At 70.4% G+C, this 22,425-nt stretch carries 21 protein-coding genes and 1 tRNA gene; 11 read left to right on the top strand and 11 right to left on the bottom strand.

The window, feature by feature from the left end:
- From GTY56_RS07325 to GTY56_RS07305, 5 genes are all read right to left on the bottom strand, one after another.
- Entirely contained in the window at positions 1-453 is a 453-nt protein-coding gene (locus GTY56_RS07325; RefSeq protein WP_033310108.1) for a heat shock protein transcriptional repressor HspR, read from the bottom strand.
- Between the two features lie 5 nt (positions 454-458).
- Positions 459-1,646 carry a molecular chaperone DnaJ gene (dnaJ, locus tag GTY56_RS07320; RefSeq protein WP_161363673.1) on the bottom strand — a complete coding sequence of 396 codons (1,188 nt, stop codon included), beginning with the start codon at positions 1,644-1,646 and terminating at the stop codon, positions 459-461.
- 33 nt (positions 1,647-1,679) lie between these two features.
- Positions 1,680-2,336, bottom strand: coding sequence for a nucleotide exchange factor GrpE (gene grpE, locus GTY56_RS07315; protein ID WP_033310106.1), 657 nt, complete (start codon positions 2,334-2,336; stop codon positions 1,680-1,682).
- Positions 2,333-4,186 carry a molecular chaperone DnaK gene (dnaK, locus tag GTY56_RS07310; RefSeq protein WP_033310105.1) on the bottom strand — a complete coding sequence of 618 codons (1,854 nt, stop codon included), beginning with the start codon at positions 4,184-4,186 and terminating at the stop codon, positions 2,333-2,335. The genes grpE and dnaK overlap by 4 nt, the downstream gene beginning before the upstream one ends.
- Before the next feature lie 94 nt (positions 4,187-4,280).
- Positions 4,281-5,300, bottom strand: a complete 1,020-nt coding sequence (locus GTY56_RS07305) for an MraY family glycosyltransferase (protein WP_161363671.1) — start codon at positions 5,298-5,300, stop codon at positions 4,281-4,283.
- A 317-nt stretch (positions 5,301-5,617) separates the two neighbouring features.
- On the opposite strand from GTY56_RS07305, the gene GTY56_RS07300 reads away from it, so the two are divergent.
- Positions 5,618-7,939, top strand: a complete 2,322-nt coding sequence (locus GTY56_RS07300; RefSeq protein ID WP_161363669.1) for a (Fe-S)-binding protein — start codon at positions 5,618-5,620, stop codon at positions 7,937-7,939.
- Positions 7,940-8,187: 248 nt separating this feature from the next.
- Here the strand turns inward: GTY56_RS07300 and GTY56_RS07295 are convergent, their stop codons facing one another.
- Positions 8,188-8,523: a hypothetical protein gene (locus tag GTY56_RS07295; RefSeq protein WP_161363668.1), complete on the bottom strand. Its 336-nt coding sequence runs from the start codon at positions 8,521-8,523 to the stop codon at positions 8,188-8,190.
- Between the two features lie 537 nt (positions 8,524-9,060).
- Here GTY56_RS07295 and GTY56_RS07290 point away from each other — a divergent pair.
- From GTY56_RS07290 to GTY56_RS07250, 9 genes are all read left to right on the top strand, one after another.
- On the top strand, positions 9,061-10,344 hold the full coding sequence (locus tag GTY56_RS07290; protein ID WP_346345437.1) for a helix-turn-helix domain-containing protein: 1,284 nt from the start codon (positions 9,061-9,063) through the stop codon (positions 10,342-10,344).
- Positions 10,341-10,898 (top strand): flavoprotein, encoded by a 558-nt coding sequence (locus tag GTY56_RS07285; RefSeq protein ID WP_161363664.1) that lies wholly within the window; start codon positions 10,341-10,343, stop codon positions 10,896-10,898. The genes GTY56_RS07290 and GTY56_RS07285 overlap by 4 nt, the downstream gene beginning before the upstream one ends.
- Positions 10,899-11,061: 163 nt before the next feature.
- Complete coding sequence (locus tag GTY56_RS07280) at positions 11,062-11,310, top strand: hypothetical protein (protein ID WP_202509842.1); 249 nt, start codon at positions 11,062-11,064, stop codon at positions 11,308-11,310.
- 287 nt (positions 11,311-11,597) lie between these two features.
- Positions 11,598-11,900 carry a hypothetical protein gene (locus GTY56_RS07275; RefSeq protein WP_161363662.1) on the top strand — a complete coding sequence of 101 codons (303 nt, stop codon included), beginning with the start codon at positions 11,598-11,600 and terminating at the stop codon, positions 11,898-11,900.
- 65 nt (positions 11,901-11,965) lie between these two features.
- Complete coding sequence (locus GTY56_RS07270; protein WP_161363660.1) at positions 11,966-13,372, top strand: FG-GAP repeat protein; 1,407 nt, start codon at positions 11,966-11,968, stop codon at positions 13,370-13,372.
- Positions 13,373-13,407: 35 nt separating this feature from the next.
- Entirely contained in the window at positions 13,408-14,832 is a 1,425-nt protein-coding gene (locus tag GTY56_RS07265) for an FG-GAP-like repeat-containing protein (protein ID WP_161363659.1), read from the top strand.
- 71 nt (positions 14,833-14,903) lie between these two features.
- A complete protein-coding gene (locus GTY56_RS07260) occupies positions 14,904-16,352 on the top strand; it encodes an FG-GAP repeat protein (protein WP_161363656.1) in 1,449 nt (482 codons plus the stop codon).
- A 36-nt stretch (positions 16,353-16,388) separates the two neighbouring features.
- The gene (locus GTY56_RS07255; protein ID WP_161363655.1) at positions 16,389-17,741 is read left to right on the top strand and encodes an FG-GAP-like repeat-containing protein; all 1,353 of its coding nucleotides are present in this window, start codon (positions 16,389-16,391) and stop codon (positions 17,739-17,741) included.
- A gap of 236 nt (positions 17,742-17,977) precedes the next feature.
- Entirely contained in the window at positions 17,978-18,991 is a 1,014-nt protein-coding gene (locus GTY56_RS07250) for a Yip1 family protein (protein WP_161363653.1), read from the top strand.
- An 81-nt stretch (positions 18,992-19,072) separates the two neighbouring features.
- On the opposite strand, the gene GTY56_RS07245 is transcribed toward GTY56_RS07250, so the two are convergent.
- Both GTY56_RS07245 and dcd read right to left on the bottom strand, forming a co-directional pair.
- Positions 19,073-19,570 carry a phosphoribosyltransferase gene (locus GTY56_RS07245; RefSeq protein WP_161363651.1) on the bottom strand — a complete coding sequence of 166 codons (498 nt, stop codon included), beginning with the start codon at positions 19,568-19,570 and terminating at the stop codon, positions 19,073-19,075.
- Positions 19,571-19,596: 26 nt separating this feature from the next.
- Entirely contained in the window at positions 19,597-20,172 is a 576-nt protein-coding gene (gene dcd / locus GTY56_RS07240) for a dCTP deaminase (protein ID WP_033310082.1), read from the bottom strand.
- Between the two features lie 534 nt (positions 20,173-20,706).
- Between dcd and GTY56_RS07235 the strand changes: the two genes are divergently transcribed.
- A tRNA-Gly gene (locus GTY56_RS07235) sits at positions 20,707-20,780 on the top strand.
- Positions 20,781-20,829: 49 nt separating this feature from the next.
- Here the strand turns inward: GTY56_RS07235 and GTY56_RS07230 are convergent.
- The 3 genes from GTY56_RS07230 to GTY56_RS07220 all read right to left on the bottom strand — a co-directional run.
- The gene (locus tag GTY56_RS07230) at positions 20,830-21,999 is read right to left on the bottom strand and encodes a tyrosine-type recombinase/integrase (protein ID WP_161363649.1); all 1,170 of its coding nucleotides are present in this window, start codon (positions 21,997-21,999) and stop codon (positions 20,830-20,832) included.
- Positions 21,999-22,211, bottom strand: a complete 213-nt coding sequence (locus GTY56_RS07225) for an excisionase family DNA-binding protein (protein WP_114254383.1) — start codon at positions 22,209-22,211, stop codon at positions 21,999-22,001. The genes GTY56_RS07230 and GTY56_RS07225 overlap by 1 nt, the downstream gene beginning before the upstream one ends.
- Positions 22,208-22,425 (bottom strand): replication initiator (locus tag GTY56_RS07220; protein WP_346345436.1); only part of this gene is annotated, 218 nt, incomplete at its 5' end. The genes GTY56_RS07225 and GTY56_RS07220, both read right to left, overlap by 4 nt.

Raw genomic sequence — 22,425 nt, 5'->3', positions numbered from 1 at the left:
TCAGTCGGACTGCTGCTGCCGCTTCGGCCGCCACACCACCAGCGCGCTGGTCTGCTGCACCTCCTGGTACGGAACCAGGTCGCGGCGGTACGACGCGTGCACCGCCGCCTCGCGCTGGCGCATGGCCGCCGCCGCGCCGTCGAGCGCGTCCTGCATCTCGGCCACCCGGGCCTGGAGCGCGGCGACCTGGTTCTCCAGTTCGATGATGCGCTTGATTCCGGCCAGGTTGATGCCCTCGTCCTGTGACAACTGCTGGACGGTGCGCAGCAGTTCGATGTCACGGGCCGAGTAGCGCCGGCCCCGGCCCGCCGTGCGGTCCGGGGAGACCAGGCCCAGGCGGTCGTACTGGCGCAGGGTCTGCGGGTGCAGGCCGGACAGCTGGGCCGCCACCGAGATGACGTAGACCGGGGTTTCCTCGGTCAGTTCATACGGGTTGCGTCGACGACCGTCCATCTGACTCATGCTCCCTTCGCGGCCTGGAACAGATCCGCCCGCGGGTCCTCACCCGCGGTCGCCTCGCGATACGCCTCGAGTGCGTCACGAGCCTTCCCCGTCAGGTCCTTCGGAACACTCACCTCGACGGTGACCAGGAGGTCGCCGCGGGTGCCGTCCTTGCGGACCGCGCCCTTGCCCCGGGCGCGCATGGTGCGTCCGTTCGGCGTGCCGGGGGGCAGCTTCAGCGTGACGGGCGGGCCGCCGAGCGTCGGCACCCGCACCTCGCCGCCGAGGGCCGCCTCGGTGAACGTGACCGGGACGGTGACGGTGAGGTTGTCGTCCTTGCGGCCGAACACCGGGTGGGTGTCGACGTGCACGACGACGTACAGATCGCCCGCCGGGCCGCCGCGCTCGCCCGGCGCGCCCTTGCCGCGCAGCCGGATCCGCTGGCCGTCGCTGACGCCCGCGGGGATGCGCACCTGCATGGTCCGGGAGGACTTGGCCCGGCCGCTGCCCTTGCAGACCTCGCAGGCGTTCTCCGCGATCAGGCCGCGGCCCTTGCAGTCCGGGCAGGGGTCGGTGAGGGAGAAGCCGCCGCCGCTGCCCCGGGCGACCTGCCCGGTGCCGACGCAGGTCGGGCACACGCGGGGCGTGCCGTTCTTGTCGCCGGTGCCAGAACAGGCCTTGCAGGGAGACTGCGACGACATCCGCAGCGGGACGGTCGCGCCCTCGATCGCCTCGGTGAAGCTGAGCGTGACCTCGGACTCGATGTCCTGGCCGCGCCGGGGGTGCGTACGCGTCCCCGGGCCGCCCGCGCCGCCGCGGTTGAACAGGCCCCCGAAAACGTCACCGAGGCCGCCGCCGAAGCCGCCGGCTCCCTGGCCGCCGCCCTGGGCGCCGCCTCCGAAGAGGTCGCCCAGGTCGAAGTTGAAGGAGCCGCCCGCGCCGCCCGGCCCCGGGCGGAAGCCGCCGTTGCCGAACAGAGCGCGCGCGTCGTCGTACTCCTTGCGCTTCTTGGGGTCGCCGAGGATGTCGTTGGCCTCGGAGATCTCCTTGAAGCGCTCCTCCGCCTTGACGTTTCCCTTGTTGGCGTCCGGGTGGAACTCGCGGGCGAGCTTCCGGTACGCCTTCTTGATCTCGGCCTCGGTGGCGTCCTTGGGGACGCCGAGGACCTTGTAGTAGTCCTTCTCGATGAAGTCCTTGGTGCTCATCCTCGACGCCCCTCCTTCCCTTCGTTGATGACGTCAGCCCTCGTCCGGGCCACCGCTCTCCTTGTCGTCGGCGTCGGCGGACTCGTCCGCCTTGACCGTCTGCGCCCCCGGCTGGGGTTCGGCCACGGCCACCCGCGCGGGGCGGATGGTGCGCTCGCCGATCCGGTACCCGGGCTGCAGGATCGCGACGCAGGTCGTCTCGGTGACGTCCGGTGCGTAGCTGTGCATCAGGGCTTCGTGGATCGTCGGGTCGAAGGGCTCGCCCTCCTTGCCGAACTGCTGCAGGCCCATCTTCGCCGCGGTGCTCTCCAGCGACTCGGCGACGGACTTGAAGCCGCCGACCAGTTCGCCGTGTTCCCGCGCGCGGCCGATGTCGTCGAGCACGGGCAGGAGCTCGGTCAGGAGATTCGCGATGGCGATCTCCTTGACCGCGATCCGGTCACGCTCGACCCGGCGGCGGTAGTTCTGGAACTCGGCCTGGAGGCGCTGGAGGTCCGCCGTGCGCTCGCTGAGCGCCGTGCGGGCCTGGTCCAGCTGGGCCACCAGGGCCGCGTCCTGGCCCGTGTCCCCGGCCGGGGCCGCCCCCTCCTCCGCGGAGGGGGAGGCGGCCTTCGGCTCGGCGTCTTCGGAGGTGGCGCCGGAAGGGACGTCGGGCTGCTGCTCGTCGAAGCCCGGGGTCTCCTCCGTCACGCGGCACCGTCCTTCCGGTCCTCGTCGACGATCTCGGCGTCGACGACGTCGTCGTCGGCCTTGGCGCCACCGGCGGCACCGGCGTCACCGGCGGGACCACCGGCGGCCTGGGCCGCATTCGCGTCCGCGTACATGGCCTGGCCGAGCTTCTGGGAGACGGCCGCGACCTTCTCCGTGGCGGTGCGGATCTCGGCGGAGTCCTCGCCCTTGAGCTTCTCCTTCAGCTCGGCGACGGCTTCCTCGACCTCGGTCTTGATGTCGCCCGGGACCTTGTCCTCGTTGTCCTTGAGGAACTTCTCGGTCTGGTAGACGAGCTGCTCGCCCTGGTTGCGGGACTCGGCGGCCTCGCGGCGCTTGTGGTCCTCCTCCGCGTACTGCTCGGCCTCCTGGCGCATGCGGTCGACCTCGTCCTTCGGCAGCGAGGAGCCGCCGGTGACGGTCATCTTCTGCTCCTTGCCGGTGCCGAGGTCCTTCGCCGTGACGTGCATGATGCCGTTGGCGTCGATGTCGAAGGACACCTCGATCTGCGGGACGCCGCGGGGCGCCGGCGGCAGACCGGTCAGCTCGAACATCCCGAGCTTCTTGTTGTACGCCGCGATCTCGCGCTCGCCCTGGTAGACCTGGATCTGCACGGAGGGCTGGTTGTCCTCGGCGGTGGTGAAGATCTCGGACCGCTTGGTCGGGATCGTCGTGTTCCGCTCGATGAGCTTGGTCATGATGCCGCCCTTGGTCTCGATGCCGAGGGACAGCGGGGTGACGTCGAGGAGCAGGACGTCCTTGACCTCGCCCTTGAGGACACCGGCCTGGAGGGCGGCGCCGATGGCGACGACCTCGTCCGGGTTGACGCCCTTGTTGGCGTCCTTGCCGCCGGTCAGCTCCTTGACGAGCTCGGCGACGGCGGGCATGCGGGTCGAGCCGCCGACGAGGACGACGTGGTCGATCTCGCTGATGGAGATGCCGGCGTCCTTGATGACGTTGTGGAACGGCGTCTTGCAGCGCTCCAGGAGGTCCGCGGTCAGCTGCTGGAACTGGGCGCGGGTGAGCTTCTCGTCGAGGTGCAGGGGGCCCTCGGCGGAGGCGGTGATGTAGGGCAGGTTGATCGAGGTCTCGGTGGACGAGGACAGCTCGATCTTCGCCTTCTCGGCGGCCTCGCGCAGACGCTGGAGGGCCATCTTGTCCTTGCCCAGGTCCACGCCGTGGCCGGACTGGAACTGCTGGACGAGGTAGTCGACGACGCGCTGGTCCCAGTCGTCACCACCGAGGTGGTTGTCACCGTTGGTGGCCTTCACCTCGACGACGCCGTCGCCGATCTCCAGCAGCGAGACGTCGAAGGTGCCGCCACCGAGGTCGAAGACCAGGATGGTCTGGTCGTCCTTGTCGAGGCCGTACGCCAGGGCGGCCGCGGTGGGCTCGTTGACGATGCGCAGCACGTTCAGACCGGCGATCTCACCGGCTTCCTTCGTGGCCTGGCGCTCGGAGTCGTTGAAGTACGCCGGGACGGTGATGACCGCGTCGGTCACCTTCTCGCCCAGGTAGGACTCGGCGTCCCGCTTGAGCTTCTGGAGCACGAAGGCGCTGATCTGCTGCGGGTTGAAGGGCTTCCCGTCCAGCTCGATCTTCCAGTCGGTGCCCATGTGACGCTTCACGGAGCGGATGGTCCGGTCCACGTTCGTGACCGCCTGGCGCTTGGCCACCTCTCCGACGAGCACCTCACCGTTCTTGGCGAAGGCGACGACGGACGGCGTGGTCCTGGCGCCCTCGGCGTTGGTGATGACGGTGGGCTCGCCGCCCTCCAGAACGCTGACGACGGAGTTAGTCGTGCCCAGGTCGATGCCGACCGCACGTGCCATGGTTGATTCCTCCAGCTGACTTGAGTGGAACGGACTCAAGTGTGCACGACGGCCCCCAACCGGTCAACAGAGCTGAGTCGGGCAGGCTCAACTCTTATCCGTTCCTTACACGCAATGGGGCGCTGACCTGCGGCGATACGCTGCGTCGAGGTCCGTACACAGGTACACGCGAGAGGGCGAACACCACCACGAGCGCCCCTCCCGCCACCCACCACAGGGCCCCGGCCCCGATCCGGCCGGCATGCGCGAGTACCCCGACGAGCATCCCGGACAACGCCCCGGCTCCCAGGAGCAGACTCGCCCCCGGCGCGGTCAGGCCGAGCCGCCGCAGCCGGTGCGCGAGATGATCGGGCCCACTGCGCAGCACCCCCCGCCCGGCCAGCCGCCGCGCCCCCAGCACGAGCACGGCGTCGGCACCCACCAGGGCGGTCAGCGCGAACAGCACTCCCGCGCTCTCCCCCACCCCGAACCCGGCCCGGGCGTACACGGCTCCCACGGCGATCACGAACCCGGCGGACATGGACCCGCAACTGCCCAGCGCCACGCGCGCGGGATGCCAGTTGTGCAGCAGGAACCCGGTCAGGGCGGCGGCCATGACGCTCATCAGCCCCGCGACCCCGTCCATCACCTCGACGGCCGCACAGGCCGCCACCCCGAAGGCGGCGACGACCCCGGCCGTGCCCGCGAGCCCGTCGGTGTGATCGAGCCCCCGCAGCCCGAGCGCCACCGCCACGACCCACACGACGGCCAGCAGCCCGGTCCCCACCCCCGTCTCCCCGTAGGGCACGACACACGCGGCGGCCACGCCGGTGCCGGCGGCCAGCACCCGGCGCCGCAGCCGCCACACGTCGTCGACGAGCCCGAGCAGGGCGACGGCGCCCGCGGCGAGGAGCATCCCCGGCGTCCCATCGGCGGGCGGCGCGACCCCCAGCCATTCCCCGGCCCCCACGACCAGCCCCGTGACGAGCACGACGGCGACACCCCCGGACAGCGGCACGTCCCGCTGCCGCCGCCGCTCGACCAGCCGCAGCCGCAGGGCGGGGGCGCGCAGGGCGGCCGAGAGCAGGGCGGTGAGGAGGAGGGCGGTGGCGGCGGCGGTGATCCCGTAGAGCACGGATATAAAGTAGGCGGACTTATGACAATTCGGTATGAATAACACGAGGAGATGCCGTCGGGATCGCGACGGAACGGGACCGGACATGGTCCGGACCCCGTCCGCATCCGGGTCACGTCCGGGCCGGATCCGGCCCGGATCCGGCCCGCTTCTGAGGCAACCCTCAGCGATTCAGATCACTGCCCACCCGGCTACAGTGCGGCGGAGGATGAGGGTAGTCTCAGACGGACTGCATAAGTTACCGCTTAGTAATTTCGGGGAACCCTGGAAAACGACAGGTCACCCGACGAAACCCCTCGCAGGCCCGAGGAGCCCCCATGCAACTCGCCGCGATCATCGTGTCGCTGGTTCTGACCGTGGTCGGCGTCGCGCTGCTCGCACGCGCGATCGGCCAGTTCGTCCGGTACTTCAAGCTGGGCCAGCCGGTCCCCGCCGGAACCCGGACCGACAACCCCTACCAGCGCAGCGTGACCCTGGTGAAGGAGTTCCTCGGCCACACGCGCATGAACCGGTGGGGCATCGTCGGTGTCGCCCACTGGTTCGTCGCCGTCGGCTTCCTGACGCTCCCGCCGACCCTCGCCCAGGCCTTCGGCCAGCTGTTCCAGGCCGACTGGGTGCTGCCGGTCATCGGTACGTTCCTGCCGTTCGAGCTGTACATCGAGTTCATCGGCGTGATGACGGTCCTGGGCATCGCGGTGCTCATCGTGATCCGCCTGCTGAACCTGCCGAGCCGCCCGGGCCGCAAGTCCCGCTTCGCCGGCTCCAAGGCCGGCCAGGCCTACTTCGTCGAGTACGTCATCCTCACCATCGGCCTGGCGATCTACGTCCTGCGGGGCCTGGAGGGCGCGCTCCACCACGTCGACCACTACGAGGCGTCCTACTTCGCGTCGTACCCGCTGGTGCTCGCGTTCAAGGGCCTGTCGGTCACCGCGCTCCAGAACCTCGTCTACCTGGTCGCGATGATCAAGATCGGCACCTCGTTCATCTGGATGATCGTGGTGTCGCTCAACACCAACATGGGTGTCGCCTGGCACCGGTTCCTGGCGTTCCCGAACATCTGGTTCAAGCGCGAGGCGAGCGGCGGCACGGCCCTCGGCGCCCTCCAGCCGATGACGTCGGGCGGCAAGCCGATCGACTTCACCGACCCGGGCGACGACGACGTCTTCGGTGTCTCCCAGGTCGAGCAGTACTCCTGGAAGGGCCTGCTGGACTTCTCCACCTGCACCGAGTGCGGCCGCTGCCAGTCGCAGTGCCCCGCCTGGAACACGGGCAAGCCCCTCTCCCCCAAGCTGCTGATCATGTCGCTGCGGGACCACGCGCACGCCAAGGCCCCGTACCTGCTGGCCGGCGGCGGCAAGACGATGGAGGGCGAGGAGAAGGCGTCCGAGGAGCAGCTCGCCTCGGTGCCCGCCGCGGCCCTCGCCGAGGCCGAGCGCCCGCTGGTCGGCACCGCCGAGGAGAACGGCGTCATCGACCCGGACGTCCTGTGGTCCTGCACCACCTGCGGCGCCTGCGTCGAGCAGTGCCCGGTGGACATCGAGCACGTCGACCACATCGTCGACATGCGCCGCTACCAGGTGATGATCGAGTCCTCGTTCCCGTCCGAGGCGGGCACGATGCTCAAGAACCTGGAGAAGAAGGGCAACCCCTGGGGCCTGGCGAAGAAGCAGCGCCTCGAGTGGCTCAAGGAGGTCGACTTCGAGGTCCCGGTCGTCGGCAAGGACATCGAGGACCTGTCCGAGGTCGAGTACCTGTACTGGGTCGGCTGCGCCGGCGCCCTGGAGGACCGCGCCAAGAAGACCACGAAGGCCTTCGCGGAGCTGCTGCACATCGCGGGCGTCAAGTTCGCGATCATGGGCGGCGACGAGAAGTGCACGGGTGACTCCGCCCGGCGTCTCGGCAACGAGCCCCTGTTCCAGGAGCTCGGCATGGAGAACGTCATGGCACTGAACATGGCGTTCGGCGAGGAGATGGACGACGAGGGCAAGGTCGTCGCCGAGTCGGCGAAGCCCAAGTCCGCCAAGAAGATCGTCGCCACCTGCCCGCACTGCCTCAACACGCTCGGCAACGAGTACCCGCAGCTCGGCGGCGACTACGAGGTCATCCACCACACGCAGCTGCTCCAGCACCTGGTGGACGAGGGCAAGCTGATCCCGGTCACGCCGGTCGAGGGCATCATCACGTACCACGACCCGTGCTACCTGGGCCGCCACAACAAGATCTACACGCCGCCGCGCGAGATCATCGCGAGCGTCCCCGGCATCCGCAACGAGGAGATGCACCGCCACAAGGAGCGCGGCTTCTGCTGCGGCGCCGGTGGTGCGCGGATGTGGATGGAGGAGCGGATCGGCAAGCGCATCAACAACGAGCGCGTCGACGAGGCCCTCTCCGTCAACCCCGACATCGTCTCGACGGCCTGCCCGTTCTGCCTGGTCATGCTCACGGACTCGGTCAACGGCAAGAAGAACGACGGCAAGGCGAAGGAGTCCATCCAGGTCGTGGACGTCGCCCAGCTCCTGCTGGACTCGGTGAAGACGCCGGTCCCGGCGGAGGCCGAGACCGACGACGGCGACGACGACGAGCCGCCGGCGGGCACGTCGGACTCCACGAGCGCGCCGGAGCCGGAGCCGGTGAAGTAGCCGGTTTCGCGGTTCGTCCGATTGTTGCGACGCCCCCTGTCCGAGTCATCGGGCGGGGGGCGTCGGTGTTCGGCCTCTGCTGCTGTACGGGTGGCACGAGCATCCACAGCGGGGTTGCAGCAGAACACCGAGGGCGAAGGGGAGGGGCAGGTCGCGGAGCTGACGGCAGTGGGTGTGCAGGTCTTGGTAGCCGGGGCGGGCGGCGAGGGTGCACTCGGGGGACGCGGGTGGTTCACAGGCCGCGGCGCTCATCGGCAGGGCCGCTCCTGATTGCCGCACGGCCTCCCCTCCCGGCTCTCGGCAATACGGAGCGAGTCGCGAAGGGCCTCGGTCAGACGCTCGGCCAGGAAGCGCAGTTGGTCCTCGGTGGCATTCCTCAGCATGTCCTCCGCATGAGCGAGGAGGTGAGCGCCCATTTCGAGCTGGATCTCTTCCGCGATGTCGGCCATGCGCGACACAGGTCCGCCGCCGTCGTCCGTGATCAGGAAGCATGGCTTGGCCTCTGAACCCGTCCATGGCAAGAGACGAAGTCCGCGTCGTTGATGGGGACGCTCGGGCTCCGCCGCGTCGGCCTCCGGTGTCATCAGGCCACCTCCACGCTCTGGAGCAGGTAGAGCCCTCCTGCCGGTGACCCCGAGGCGGGCCAAGCCGGTTCATGACGCCGTTGCCGCTGCTCGTGAGCGATCGGGTAGGGACGCACGGCCACCGTGGAGGTGCCGTCGATACGCGTATCGAGGCCATATGACTGCGGTGAGGGAGCAGAGGAGCGGGGGCAGGCGACGCCGGGACGGCATACTGCAGCCGTGAATGGCCGGGCGTCCGGGAGTGGTTGTCAGGCGGCATGGCCATAAGCCCCAGCCTCGCCATGAGGCGGCGAACAAGGTTATTCATGTCGTCAGCTCCATCGGGTTCAGCTGGTGACCACGCCCCCGGGCGGCTCTACCGGTCGCGAGGGTTCTGTGGCAGGTGCGACGCTTCAAGCAACCACCGGCCGCCGATACGCGGCAGACCCGAACGCAGCGGCAGCATCGGTTATGCAGAAGCTGCATCAGGGTGAATCACTGCTGATCTACGCTCGTTTGAAGAGGCAGGATCGGCGACGGAGAGGGGGTCCGCGGCAGGTGGCCGGAGCACACGAGGCGTCACGACGGATCGGCGAAGTCATCCGTCAGGCACGGGTGTTGCAGCGACGCTCGCAGAAAAATGTCGCCGCGGCACTCGGCTACCACCAGTCCAAGGTGAGCCGTTTGGAAAGCGGCAGGGGCACGGATGACATGCGCCTCCTCCGGGCCATCGCTCAGGAACTGCAGATCGCACCCCACAGAGTGGGGCTGGCGCCCGCGCCGCCCTCCCGTTCCGCCGCTGCCGAACCGGAAGGGGTGCAACGCCGTACGTTCCTCGCCGCCGGCATCGCCGCGTTAGGAGTGCCCTCCCCGCCCGCCGCTGCACGTGATGCCCTCGTCCAGGCTCTGCTGCCCGGACCAGCCCTCGCGGCTGCCCCTGTCCACCAGGCTTCCCCGAACGTCACTTCCCTGCGGAACCGCGTAGGAGCGGCCCGTCGGCTGTTCCACACCTGTGATTACGCCCTGTTGGAGCGCACCCTCCCTGGACTGATCGCCGACCTCCGGTGCGCATCCGAAGTCGGCAGGGCCGACGATCCAACGCTGTCCTGTTTGCTCGCAACGGTCTATCAGACCGCCACGAGTCTCCTGCTCAAGCAGCACGACCAGGGCAGTGCCTGGCTCGCTGTCGGCCGGGCGATGGCCGAAGCCGAACGCTCGGGTGACCCGGTCGTCCTTGCCTCCAGCGTTCGCGTTCAGGCCCACGTGCTGGTCCGCGAGAAGCACAGCCCTCAGGCCGTCGCCCTCGTCCGGCACACGGCCGGTCAATTGTCGGGGTCCTACGATCTGCGCTCGCGGGAGTATCTGGCCGCCGTCGGGCTGTTACTGCTCCGCGGAGTCACCGCATCGAGCAGCGGCGGTGACTGTGCCGCTATGGAAGAGTTCCTCACGCAGGCCAAGGAAGTCGCCCGCTACGTCACGCTCGACCAGCCCGACGCATGGGCAAACTTCTGCCGGACCAACGTCGCCCTGCACGAGATCAGTGCGCTGGTGGCCCTCGGGGACGCAGGACGTGCATTGCAGGCAGCCGGGCCTCTCACAAAGCGCCCGATCCCTGTGCCGGAACGCCGGGCGGCCCTGTGGGTGGAGATCGCCCGCGCCCAGAGCCAGCTGGGACGCCTCGCCGATGGTTACCAGGCACTGCGCATGGCCGAAACGTGTGCGGCTCAGGATGTACAGCGCCCCGCCATCCGGAACCTGGCCGCCGACATGGCCTCCCGTGACCATCGACGTACCCTGCCGGAACTGCACCGCTTCAGCCACCGCCTGGGAGTCCCCGCGTGACCGAGCCCAATGCGCGGGGCGGCAAGAAGCCCTTCCTGTACGTCGTCGTGTGCGCAGCCGGAGTCGCCGCAGATATCGGCATGCTGATCACACACGCACAGAAACGACACTGGGACGTAGGCGTCATCGCCACTCCTCAAGGTCTCGGCTTTCTGGACACTGAGGCGATCCAGTCCCAGACCGGTTACCCGGTCCGCTCCGCCTGGCGTGCGCCCGGCGAGAGCCGACCGCTTCCCCCCGCCGATTCCATCGCGGTCGCCCCGGCGACCTTCAACACGATCAACAAGTGGGCCGCCGGCATCTCGGACACTCTCGCCCTGGGCATCTTGTGCGAGGCATACGGCATGGGCATTCCCACAGTCGCACTCCCCTACCTGAACACCGCCCAGGCCGCCCACCCCGCCTATCAGCGAAGCCTGGAGCAACTCCGGGAGATGGGCGTTCTGATCGGTTCCTACGAACCTCACCGTCCAAAGGCCGGTGGTGGGGCAGTGCGCTTCCGTTGGACCGAGGCCGTTGATCTCCTGGAGGCGATGCCCGGCCGACAGGCCTGACGGGCTGAGCACCCTGGTCGTTCGGTGCTCGACGCCCTCAGCGCGCCGAGGGGCAGTCAGGCGAGTGCTCGGAAGTTGGCGGTGTGCCGCACGTCAGCCCTCCGTCAGTGGGGCGGCGGCGGCATTGGCGCCGCCGCCGTCTGCTGTCGGAACCAGTCCGCCGATGACAACCAAGGGCCCGACGGCGTTCGTCGCTGAAGCAGCTCATATCGCCGACGTTCGGGCTGCTCCAGCTCGTCATCACGCCGGTGATGCTGACCTGGCGGCCGTGTTCATGAACATCGTGCTGCTGTGCCCGACGCGGTATTGGGCCCTGTTCAAGCTGCGCGACAACGCCTGGCAGTCGCGCGGGCTGACGGCGAAGACGGTGCTGCCCGGGGGCGGCACCGCGTGCCTGCGGAAAAGCTGCTGAAGGTGTGCGTGAGGCGCCCCTCAAGGGCGTGCACGTCCGCCCCTCACGAGCCCGGCCGATGCGTTCCGGGCTCGTGAAGGTCCTCTGCATGCGGAAGGGCCGCCAAGGCCCTCGACCGCACCGGAAATCAACCGAACTCACGTACAACCCTTACGTCCCTCCGCAGGTCTCTTGATCGCCGACCAGCCGTGAACGCCCGGACAACTCCCGGCGAACACGGACAGTCCGGCCCTCCATCGACTGTGGATGTCCGCCAGGCATCCCCCGCATGCAGCAGGAGACCCCGCATGCAGCAGCACGAGTGCCCCTCCGGGCGCCGGCACGCAGTCGCTCACCGCGGCAAGAAGGACGCCGGACAGCCGGTCGTCCTGTACGGCACGAACACCGGCGCGTCCTTGGCGCAGCGCTCCGCGATCAGCCGGAACACCGCGGGCAGCCCGGGGACGGCCGAAGCCGGCGACGGCGCGGTCCTCCACCTGCCGTCCGACGGCACGAAGATCACCGCCACCGGTTCGCGCACCGTCTCCCCCGGCACCTCGGACGTCTCGACAACGGGCTACCCGAACTTCGGGGCCGACTTCGCCGCCTGAGCCACCCCGCACGCCCCGGGGCCGGACCCTCCTGGTCCGGCTCCCTCCCCATCCGGAGCCCCACCTTGCGCAAGCGCACCCTCCTGCTGGCCGCCGCCCTCACCACCGGCCTGCTCTCCGCCACCCCGGCCACCGCCGCCCCCTCCGGCCTCGCCGGGGACTTCAACGGCGACGGATACCGCGACCTCGCGGCCGGCGCCGCCTGCACCGACGTCGGCTCGGCCTCCTGCGCCGGTGCGGTGGTCGTGCTGTACGGCTCGGCGTCGGGTGTCTCGGCCGCCCGCAAGGCCGTCATCACCCAGAACTCCGCGGGCGTGCCCGGCACCGCCGAGGCGGGCGACCTGTTCGGCTCCGCCCTGGCCGCCGGCGACCTGGACCGGGACGGCTACTCCGACCTCGTCGTCGGCGCCTCCAACGAGAGCATCGGCGACCGGGACGGCGTCGGCTCCGGCACCGTCCTGTGGGGCGGCAAGTCGGGCCTGTCCGGCGGCAAGGGCCTGCCGCAGCCGTCGACGCTGTCCGAGTACGGCAACTTCTCCCGGGGCATCGCCACCGGCGACTTCGACGGCGACGGCGACACCGACGTCACGCTCACCGGCCAGAGTCACACCCGCATCTACAACGGCCCCTTCACCCGCACGAGCGGCCCGGTGAGCCACGTCCGTGTCGGCGAGGTCGGCACCACGTTCGAGGTGTTCGCGGGTGACATGACCGGCGACGGCGCGGCCGAGCGCGTCTACCCGTTCAACGTGGACGGCGACACCGGCGGTGAGATCGACTACTTCCGCTGGACCGGCACGACGTACAAGATGACCGAGCTGCCGAACGCAGACGGCTACCCCGGTTCCATCGGCGACATCAACCGCGACGGCTACGGCGACCTCGTCCTCGGCGACTCCGCGGACCCGTACGACCTCAAGCCCGGCGGCCACAAGGGCGGCCAGATCACCGTCTGGTACGGCGGCCCGAACGGCCCCGACCCGGCGCAGCAGCCGACCGTCGTCCACCAGGACACCGCGGGCGTGCCCGGCGCGGGCGAGGCCGAGGACGGCTTCGGCGGCGCGGTGAGCACCGGCGACATCAACGGCGACGGGTACGCCGACGTCGTGGTGTCCGCCCCGGGCGAGGACATCGGCCCGGCGACGGACGCGGGCTCGGTGACCGTGCTGTTCGGCTCCGCCTCCGGCCTGCTGACCGGCAGCGGCGTGAAGTCGTACACCCAGGACACCGCCGGGGTGCCCGGCTCCGCCGAGAAGGGCGACCGTTTCGGTTCCGCCGTCGGCCTGACCGACGTGACCAAGGACGGCAAGGCGGACCTGGTCGTCGGCGTGCACGGCGAGAACTCCACCGGCGGCCTGTGGACCCTGCGCGGCTCCGCCACCGGCCTGACCACCAGCGGCGCCCAGGGCATCACGACCACCGCCCTCTCCCTCAAGGGCAGCGTCAACCTCGGTTCGGCCGTGGCCCAGTGACATCCCGCCGACTCCCCAGTGAGGCACCCGCACCCATGCGCACCCGCATCACCGCCGCCGTCCTCGCCGCGGCGCTGACCCCGCTCGCCCTCACCCTCTCCGCCCCCGCCGCGCACGCCGCACCGGCCGCCGCCCCCTACGACTTCAACGGCGACGGCCGCACCGACCTCGCGGTCGGCGCGCCGGGCGCCACCGTCGCCGGGCAGGCCAGGGCCGGTGCCGTGTCGGTGGTCTACGGCAGCACCAGCGGGCCGAAGACCTCCACACGGACCCTGCTGACCCAGAACACCGCCGGCATGCCCGGCGCCGCCGAGGCCGACGACGCGTTCGGCTCCGCCCTGGCCTCCGCCGACCTCAACACCGACGGCTACGCCGACCTGCTGATCGGCACGCCCGGTGAGGACGGCAGCGACAGCAACGACGGCACGGTCACCATCGTCTGGGGCTCGGCGTCCGGCCTGTCCGGCGCCCGTACGCTGTTCAGCTTCTTCAGCACCGACTACGACCGCTACGGCCGGGCCCTGGCCGCGGGCGACTTCGACGGCGACGGGGACGTGGACGTCGCGGTCGGCTCCACCGGGCCCGTCACCCTCTCCCTCGTGAACGGCCCGATCACGAAGACCAGCGCGTCCAACGGCGGTTCGGGCTCGGGCAACAGCTGGTGGTCGTCCTCGAACGGCATCACCCACCTCTCCTCCGGCGACGTCACCGGCGACGGCCACCCCCGTGTGGTCCTGCACGGCCGCGCCGCGCACAACGGCGCCGCCACCACCTCCCTCGCCGACATGAAGATCAGCAACTACACCGACTGGCTGGAGAAGCTGCCCGCCGGGTTCGTCTCCGCCGTCGGCGACATCGACGGCGACGGCCACGACGACATCGCCGTAGGAAACGACCGGGAGGCCTCCGCCGACCCCGAGGGCGCCCTCGGCGGCAAGGTCACCGTCGTCTACGGCGGCCCCGACGGCCGCGACAGCGCCCGCGCCCCGCTCGTCCTCACCCAGGACACCGCCGGTGTCCCAGGCGCCGCCGAGAAGGGCGACCGCTTCGGCAGCGGCGTCTCCCTCGGGGACGTCAACGGCGACGGCTACGCCGACCTGGCGATCGGCACCGCGGGCGAGAACGGCTCCGCCGGTGCCGTCACCGTGCTGTACGGCTCGGCGACCGGCCTCACCACCAAGGGCGCCACGTCGTACACCCAGAACACCACCGGCGTGCCCGGCGGCTCCGAGCAGGGGGACCGCTTCGGCGAACGCGTCACGCTCACCGACCACACCGGCGACCGCCGCGCCGACCTGACCGTCTCCGCGCCGGGCGAGAACGCCGGCGACGGCGCGATCTGGTCCCTGCGCGCCACGGCCACCGGCCCGACGGCCTCCGGCTCGACGAGCTTCGGCCCGGGCACCACGGGCATCTCGACCGCCGGCGCCCCGGGCTACGGCACCGCGCTCAACCCCTGATCACCACCGCTTCCTCCTGATCACCACCACTCCTCCTGATCACCACCGCTTCCGACCCGACGGGGATCCCGATGCGCAAGCGCACCATCCTCCTGGCCACGGCCCTCACCACCGGCCTGCTCACGGCCCTGCCCGCGACGGCGGCCACCGCCGCACCCGCCGCCGGCCCCACGGCCGACTTCAACGGCGACGGCTACGGCGACGTGGCGTTCGCCGCCCCCTACGCCACGGTCGACGGCAAGGGCATGGCCGGCTACGTCGCCGTGGTCCACGGCGGCCCCACCGGCCTCGACCCGGCCAAGCGCACCGTCGTCAGCCAGAACACCGCCGGTGTGCCCGGTGACGCCGGCAGCGAGGACACCTTCGGCGGCGCGCTCGCCCAGGCCGACCTCAACGGCGACGGCTACACCGACCTCGCGGTCGGCGCTCCCGGCGACCGCGACGGCACCGACGGCGACGGCGGCACCGTCACCGTCCTGTGGGGCTCGGCGAACGGCCTGCGGAACGGCACGACGGTCAAGGACCCGGCCGTCTCCGCCCACAACAACTGGGGCAACCTGCTGACCGCGGGCGACTTCGACGGGGACGGCGCGCAGGACCTGGCCGTCGGCACCGACACCGACGCCGTCCACATCGTCCGCGGCCCGTTCACCACCACCGGCACCACGGGCGCCACACGGAAGATCTCCACCCCCGAGCCGGCGTGGATCGTCGACGCCATGAACGCCGGCGACACCGACGCCGACGGCAGGTCGGACCTGGTCCTCACCTACCGGGTCGAAATGAACGGGGGCGAAGCGACCAGCTGGTCCAAGGGCGTCGCCTACCTCGGCTCCCCCACCGGCCCGGACACCACCGCCCCCCGGGCCCTGAACGGCGGCACCTCCGTGGCCCTCGGCGACATCGACGGCGACGGCCACGACGAGATCGCCCTCGGCAACGTCTTCAGCAAGGGCAGCGACCACACGGGCAGCCTCGGCGGCAAGGTCGTCGTGATCCGCGGCTCCGAGGGCGGCCCGGTCAACGGCGACGCGCCCATGGCCGAACTCACCCAGGACTCCCCGGGCGTCCCCGGCGCCGACGAGGAGCGCGACAACTTCGGCGGCTCCGTCTCCATCGGCGACACCAACGGCGACGGCTACGGCGACCTCGCCATCGGCGTCGGCTTCGAGGACCTCGGCACCACCGAGGACGCCGGCGCCGCGATCCTCATGAACGGCTCCGCCTCAGGTGTCTCGCGCACCGGCGCCCGCACCGTCACCCAGAACACCGCCGGCGTCCCCGGCACCGCCGAGGCCACGGACTACTTCGGCTCCGAGACCCTGCTGGCCGACGTCACCAAGGACGGCCACGCCGAGTTCACGATCACCGCGGGCTTCGAGGACGAGGGCATCGGCGCCGTCACGGCCCTGCGCGGCTCCGCCACCGGCCCCGTCACCGACGGCGCCCGCACCTTCGGCCCGGGCAGCCTCGGCCAGGTCCGCTCCTACGGCGCGTTCGGCGCCAACCTCATCGGCTGACCGGAACCTCATCGGCTGACCGGCCAAGGAGACACCATGCGCAGATCCACCACGACCGCCCTGGTCGCCGCCCTGCTGGCGACCGGCGTCACCCCCGTGCTCCTCACCGGCCCCGCCTCCGCGGCACCGGCCAAGCACTACGACGACTTCAACGGCGACGGCCGCCGCGACCTCGCCTACGGCGGCTACAACGACGTCGACCGCACGGGCGGCACGATCACCGTCGTGTACGGCACCGCCACCGGCCTCGACACGGCCCACCCGAAGTTCCTCCACCAGGACAGCGCCGGCGTCCCCGGATCCGGCGAGGAGGACGACCAGTTCGGCGCGTCACTGGCGAGCGCCGACCTCAACAAGGACGGTTACGCGGACCTCGTCGTCGGCAACCCCACCGAGCACGTGGGCAACGACGACTACCGCGGCACGGTCACCGTCCTGTGGGGCTCGAAGACCGGCCTGTCCGGCGGCACCAACATCACCCCGCTCGGCGGCGCGGCCGGCCACTTCGGCCGCGACCTGGCCACCGGCGACTTCACCGGCGACGGCTCCCCCGACCTGGCCCTGATCGGCGGCGAGGAGGCGTGGCTGTACCGCGGCCCCTTCACCAAGTCCGGCACCACCGGCAAGGTCAGCAAGATCGACAAGGGGTCGGGCGGCTGGTACTCCTCCGCACTGGGGGCCGGAAAGGTCGACGGGGACGGCAGAACGGACCTGGTGGTCATCGGCACGGAGATCACCGGCAGCGACATCCGCGAGCGCGCCTGGTACCTGAAGGGCACCTCCTCCGGCCTCGCCTCGGGCGCGTCCAAGACCCTCAGCGACCGGCAGGAGGGCCTCTACCCGAGCCCTGTGATCGGCGACTTCGACAAGAACGGCTACGGCGACATCACCCTCGGCGTGCCCGACAAGGACCACGGCAAGGGCGCGGTCACCGTCTGGCGCGGCACGTCGACGGGCCCGGGCACGTCCGTCACCCTCACCCAGGCCACCTCCGGCGTCTCCGGCAGCCCCGAAGCCGACGACAACTTCGGCTACGCGATCTCGGCCGCCGACACCAACGGCGACGGTTACGCGGACCTCGCGGTCGGGGTCCCGCACGAGGACGTCGACGGCAAGGAGGACCAGGGCGGCGTCCATGTGTTCCGCGGCGGCTCCGGAGGCCTCAGCGGCGCGCGCTCCTCGTGGATCGCCCAGACGGTGCTCGGCCCGGCCGACTCGCACAGCGCCTTCGGCTACACCCTGCGCCTGCGCGACCTGACCGCCGACGGCAAGGCGGACCTGGCTGTCGGCGCGGCGGGCAACGCGCTGCTCATGCCGGGCACGGGCACGGTCCCGACGAAGACCGGCGCGATCGTCCTGCCGGAGCTCGGGGGCGGACTGCCCGACTGAGGCGGGGTTGCGACCCGTACGGTCGAAGTCAGGGCCGCGGCGCGACCCGCGAGGACCCGACAGCCTCTGGACGCAGCCCGGCGGACTCCGGCACGGCCCGACGGACTCCGGCACGGCCCAACGGACTCCGGCACGGCCCGACGGACTCCGGCTGCACGGCCCGACGGACTGCGGCACAGCCCGTAAGGCCGAACCCTGACGCCCCACCGACACCCCAAGTCCCGGCCCCTTAAGGGATGTCACAGCTCGGCCGCAAAGCCGGGCCCGGAAGCCCGGGCCCGGCACGCCACCGCCGGGGACCAGGTACGTTCGAAGACGTGGCTGGATTCAGGATCGGACGCGGCCGGAACAACGGCGCTCCTCAGACGCGACCGCAAGACCCCCCGTACGGGCAGCAGACGCCGCAGGGGCCGTCGTACGGCTCCCCGCCGGCGCCGCAGCCCTACCCACGGCAGCAGCCGCCGTACGGCAACGGCGGCGGCCCGGCATGGCCGCAGCCGAACGCCGCGCACGGCGGCGGCTACGGCGGCCAGGGCGAGCCGGAGTACTTCGGCGACGGCGCGTACCCGCCCGGCCCCCAGGGCCCGCACGACCCGTACGCGGCGAACAGCCCGGGCCACACCCAGGCCTTCTCGGTGGGAGAGGACCCCTACACCCAGGGCGACACCTACCGCGCCGGCTCGGCGGCCCCGGCACCCGGCCCGGTCGGCCCGCGCCTGCACTGGAAGGACCTGCTGAGGGGGATCGTCCTCGCCCCGAACCAGACGTTCCTCCAGATGCGGGACTACACGATGTGGGGCCCGGCCCTCATCGTCACGTTCCTCTACGGCCTGCTCGCGGTCTTCGGCTTCGACGGCGCCCGCGCGGATGCGATAAACGCCACACTGTCGAACGCGGTCCCGATCGTCCTGACGACGGCCGTCGCGATGGTGCTCAGCGCCTTCGTCCTGGGTGTGGTCACCCATACCCTGGCCCGCCAGCTCGGCGGCGACGGCGCCTGGCAGCCAACGGTCGGCCTGTCCATGCTGATCATGTCCCTCACGGACGCGCCCCGCCTGGTCTTCGCGATGTTCGCGGGCGGCGACGCGATGTTCGTCCAGCTGCTCGGCTGGGCCACGTGGATCGCGGGCGGCCTCCTGCTGACCCTCATGGTCGGCCGCTCCCACGACCTGCCCTGGCCGAAGGCGCTGGGCGCGTCGGCGATCCAGCTGATCGCGCTGCTGTCGATCGTGAAGCTGGGCACGGTCTGATCTTCGCGGGTACGCAAGGAGCGGTACGCAAGGAGGGGCTCCCTGGGGGAGCCCCTCCTTCCTTGCGTCTTCTCCAGCCGATCAGGCGTCGAGCACCTGGCCGGCCCGGCGCACCACGGGCGGTTCGACACTCCACGGAAAGTTGATCCAGTCGTCGGTGCGCTTCCACACGTACTCGCACTTCACGAGCGACTGGGACTTCTCGTAGACGACGGCGCTGCGCACCTCGGCGACGGTGTCGAGGCAGAAGTCGCGCACCAGCTTGAGCGTCTTGCCGGTGTCGGCGACGTCGTCGGTGATCAGCACCTTCTTCTGCGAGAAGTCGATCACGTTGGGGACGGGGGCGAGCATGACGGGCATCTCGAGGGTGGTCCCCACGCCGGTGTAGAACTCCACGTTCACCAAGTGGATGTTCTTGCAGTCCAGGGCGTAGGCGAGGCCGCCGGCCACGAAGACGCCGCCGCGGGCGATGCTGAGGACTATGTCGGGCTCGTAGCCGTCGTCGGCGATGGCCTGCGCGAGCTCGCGCACGGCGACGCCGAACTTCTCGTAGGTCAGGTTCTCGCGTATGTCGCTCATGTTCGGGTCGCTCATGTTCGGGGCGCTCAGACCTGGGTCCGGTGGAAGTTGAGGAAGGACCGGGAGGCGGTCGGCCCGCGCTGCCCCTGGTACCGGGACCCGTACCGCTCGCTGCCGTACGGGAAGTCGGCGGGCGAGCTCAGCTTGAACATGCACAACTGCCCGATCTTCATGCCCGGCCAGAGCTTGATCGGCAGAGTGGCGAGGTTGGACAGCTCCAGGGTGACGTGCCCGCTGAAGCCGGGGTCGATGAACCCGGCGGTGGAGTGCGTCACCAGCCCCAGGCGTCCCAGCGAGCTCTTGCCCTCCAGCCGGGAGGCGAGATCGTCGGGCAGGGTGATGACCTCGTAGGTGCTGGCGAGGACGAACTCCCCGGGGTGCAGGATGAACGGCTCGTCCCCCTCCGGCTCCACGAGCCGGGTCAGGTCCGACTGCTCGATGGCGGGGTCGATGTGGGGGTACCGGTGATTCTCGAACACCCGGAAGTAGCGGTCGAGGCGCACGTCGATGCTCGACGGCTGCACCATCGATTCGTCATAGGGATCGATCCGTACCCGCCCGGCATCGATCTCGGCCCGGATGTCCTTGTCTGAGAGAAGCACGCCCCGAGGATACGCAAGACGCGCGGAGCGACCACAACCGGACGTCTCCGCGCGCCTTGTGCCTGTTGCCTTGTGCTTTGTCCGTTCCGCTACTGCGGTCGCTGCTACCGCTTCTGATAGCTGACGGGCACCACGCTCCGGAGCCGCGCACATCGCGGGCACCGGAGCAGCCGCCCGGGGCCGAGCCGCTCGGCCTGCTGCATCGGGAACGAAGCGGTGGTGAACACGTGCCCATCGGCACAACGGACGACGGTGCGCTCCATCAAGTCCAAGAGTCCCTTCCCCAAGAGCCGCGTCTGGCTGCTGCTTGCCTGACGACAAAAGCCACAGTACGGGATCAAAGGGACGGCCCTGAAGGCGGCACTCCGGTCCCGCCCGGGCCCTCTTACGCCCCACCACCGTACGCCCCAACTCCGTTCCCCCGCAGCCGCATCCCATCCCTGAAACGACCTCAGGCCCCGCGGCATCAGCACCGGGGGCCTGAGATGAGGTAAAGTGGCGATCGCTCGGACACCGACTCGGTCGGCGTCTTACGCGGGTGTAGTTTAATGGTAGAACATCAGCTTCCCAAGCTGAGAGCGCGAGTTCGATTCTCGTCACCCGCTCCACGAAGAAGGCCCAGGTCAGAGACCTGGGCCGTTTTGCTGTCCGGGGTGATCACTCGCCGCGTGCCAGATCCGTGCCAGAAGGCTTCTCGGCGGCCTTCCGGGCAGCCTCCTCGCGAGCCTTCCGGACGGTGGTGTCGAGGCTGGCGGCAACCTCCTCCTGTCGCTCCTCGTCGGAGTGCTGGTAGATCAGCGCGGCCTTCTCGGACGACTGTCCGGCGCGCACCATCGTGTCTTTCAGGGTGGCACCGGACCGGGTGGAAAGAGTGTGCCCGGTGTGTCGCAGGTCGTAGAACCGGAAGCCATCCGGCATACCGACGACCTCCCGGGCCTTCCGCCACTTCCGCCCGAAGGTGCTCCGCCGGAAGGGAGCGCCCTTCTCCCCGACGAAGAGCAGCCCGTCCGGGCCTGGCTCGGCGTAGGACTCCAGATGCCAGCGGAGCTCCCGGCGGAGGAAGGCGGGAAGAATCACAGTCCGGGTGCCGGCCTCGGACTTGGTGTCGCCCTGGACGCGGCGCCCGTTCATCCGCTCCGGTTCGGCGAGGCGGACTCGGAGCCGTAAGTGGTCAAGGTCGACGTCCCGGCGCCGGAGACCGGCCAGCTCTTCCGGTCGCAGCGGACCGTAAGCGCCGAGGTAGACCATGAGCCGCCACCGCATGCCCACCGCGCTGGCGAGGGCGTCCACCTGGCCGACGGTGGCGATACGCCGCTCAGCAGCCTTCTCCTTCCCGGCGCCCTTGATACGGCACGGGTTGCGCGTGATCAGCTCATCGTCCACGGCCGTCTCCATGATGGCCTTGAGGAGCCGGTAGGCCTTGGCCGTGATCGTCTTGGCGCCGGTGAGCCGAAGGCGTTCAGCCCGCCACTCCCGGACTCGGGGCGCGGTGATCTCGTCCAAGTCCAGGTCGGCGAAGGCGAACAGGTGCTTGTCGAGGAGGTAGCGGTACAGGTCCTGCGTCAGCGGTGCGAGCTCCCGTTCCTCCACCCACTTCTCGGCGTAGGCCCGGAAGCTCACCGCGCCTGCGTCGGGGTCACGCCACTCGCCACGGCGAATCTCTGTCTGCTTCTCGGCGAGCCAGTCATCTGCGTCCGCCGTCGTCTCGAACGTGAACGGTGCCGGGCGCATCACCCCATCGGGCCCCGGGTAGCGCGCCTGGTACCGGCCGGAGGGGAGCTTTCTGATCGCACCGAAGCGGCGACGCCTGCCCCTGTTGTTGGCCATCAGGCAGCCCTTCCGTAGCGCCGCCGGGGGCGCCTGAGCGGCTCCACCGTGCGGGACCGGATGAACTCCTCGACCGCGCTTTCCGGGATACGCACATGCCGGCCGACCTTCACGTACCGGATGCGCCGTTCCTCGATGAGCCGCCGGGGGAAGCGGGGAGTCGTGCCGAGCAACTCGGCGACCTGGTCGACGGACAGGTAGCGGTCGTTCATGTGGTGGGCTCTCCTTCCGTTCCGGGGGCGAGTTCGAGGGATGCGGCGAGCCAGGCTTCACCGGTGCTGAGGCCGGTTCCGGCGAAGACCCAGTGGGCGAGGACGAGCGTGGTTTCGCCGTCCTGGGGAGCAGTCGTGGAGGCTTGTGCGCGGCGCCATGCGGCGCGGGCGTCGCGGAGGGCGCCGAGGGTGGTGGAGTAGCGGCGGGACTTGG

Origin of the sequence: Streptomyces sp. SID5643 (assembly GCF_009872555.1) — a bacterium.
Taxonomy (GTDB): Bacteria; Actinomycetota; Actinomycetes; order Streptomycetales; family Streptomycetaceae; genus Streptomyces; species Streptomyces iakyrus.
The sequence above is the reverse complement of the archived record's forward strand: the minus strand, read 5'-3'. Positions and strand labels throughout refer to the sequence as shown.

What these genes read in the sequence shown, in the direction of transcription:
- GTY56_RS07225 (WP_114254383.1), bottom strand. Translation starts at nt 22,211, where the DNA reads ATGAACGACCGCTACCTGTCCGTCGACCAGGTCGCCGAGTTGCTCGGC.
- GTY56_RS07280 (WP_202509842.1), top strand. Translation starts at nt 11,062, where the DNA reads ATGACAACCAAGGGCCCGACGGCGTTCGTCGCTGAAGCAGCTCATATC.
- dnaJ (WP_161363673.1), bottom strand. Translation starts at nt 1,646, where the DNA reads ATGAGCACCAAGGACTTCATCGAGAAGGACTACTACAAGGTCCTCGGC.
- GTY56_RS07265 (WP_161363659.1), top strand. Translation starts at nt 13,408, where the DNA reads ATGCGCACCCGCATCACCGCCGCCGTCCTCGCCGCGGCGCTGACCCCG.
- GTY56_RS07260 (WP_161363656.1), top strand. Translation starts at nt 14,904, where the DNA reads ATGCGCAAGCGCACCATCCTCCTGGCCACGGCCCTCACCACCGGCCTG.
- GTY56_RS07250 (WP_161363653.1), top strand. Translation starts at nt 17,978, where the DNA reads ATGTCACAGCTCGGCCGCAAAGCCGGGCCCGGAAGCCCGGGCCCGGCA.
- GTY56_RS07245 (WP_161363651.1), bottom strand. Translation starts at nt 19,570, where the DNA reads ATGAGCGACATACGCGAGAACCTGACCTACGAGAAGTTCGGCGTCGCC.
- GTY56_RS07230 (WP_161363649.1), bottom strand. Translation starts at nt 21,999, where the DNA reads ATGGCCAACAACAGGGGCAGGCGTCGCCGCTTCGGTGCGATCAGAAAG.
- dnaK (WP_033310105.1), bottom strand. Translation starts at nt 4,186, where the DNA reads ATGGCACGTGCGGTCGGCATCGACCTGGGCACGACTAACTCCGTCGTC.
- GTY56_RS07275 (WP_161363662.1), top strand. Translation starts at nt 11,598, where the DNA reads ATGCAGCAGCACGAGTGCCCCTCCGGGCGCCGGCACGCAGTCGCTCAC.
- GTY56_RS07255 (WP_161363655.1), top strand. Translation starts at nt 16,389, where the DNA reads ATGCGCAGATCCACCACGACCGCCCTGGTCGCCGCCCTGCTGGCGACC.
- GTY56_RS07295 (WP_161363668.1), bottom strand. Translation starts at nt 8,523, where the DNA reads ATGACACCGGAGGCCGACGCGGCGGAGCCCGAGCGTCCCCATCAACGA.
- GTY56_RS07300 (WP_161363669.1), top strand. Translation starts at nt 5,618, where the DNA reads ATGCAACTCGCCGCGATCATCGTGTCGCTGGTTCTGACCGTGGTCGGC.
- GTY56_RS07325 (WP_033310108.1), bottom strand. Translation starts at nt 453, where the DNA reads ATGGACGGTCGTCGACGCAACCCGTATGAACTGACCGAGGAAACCCCG.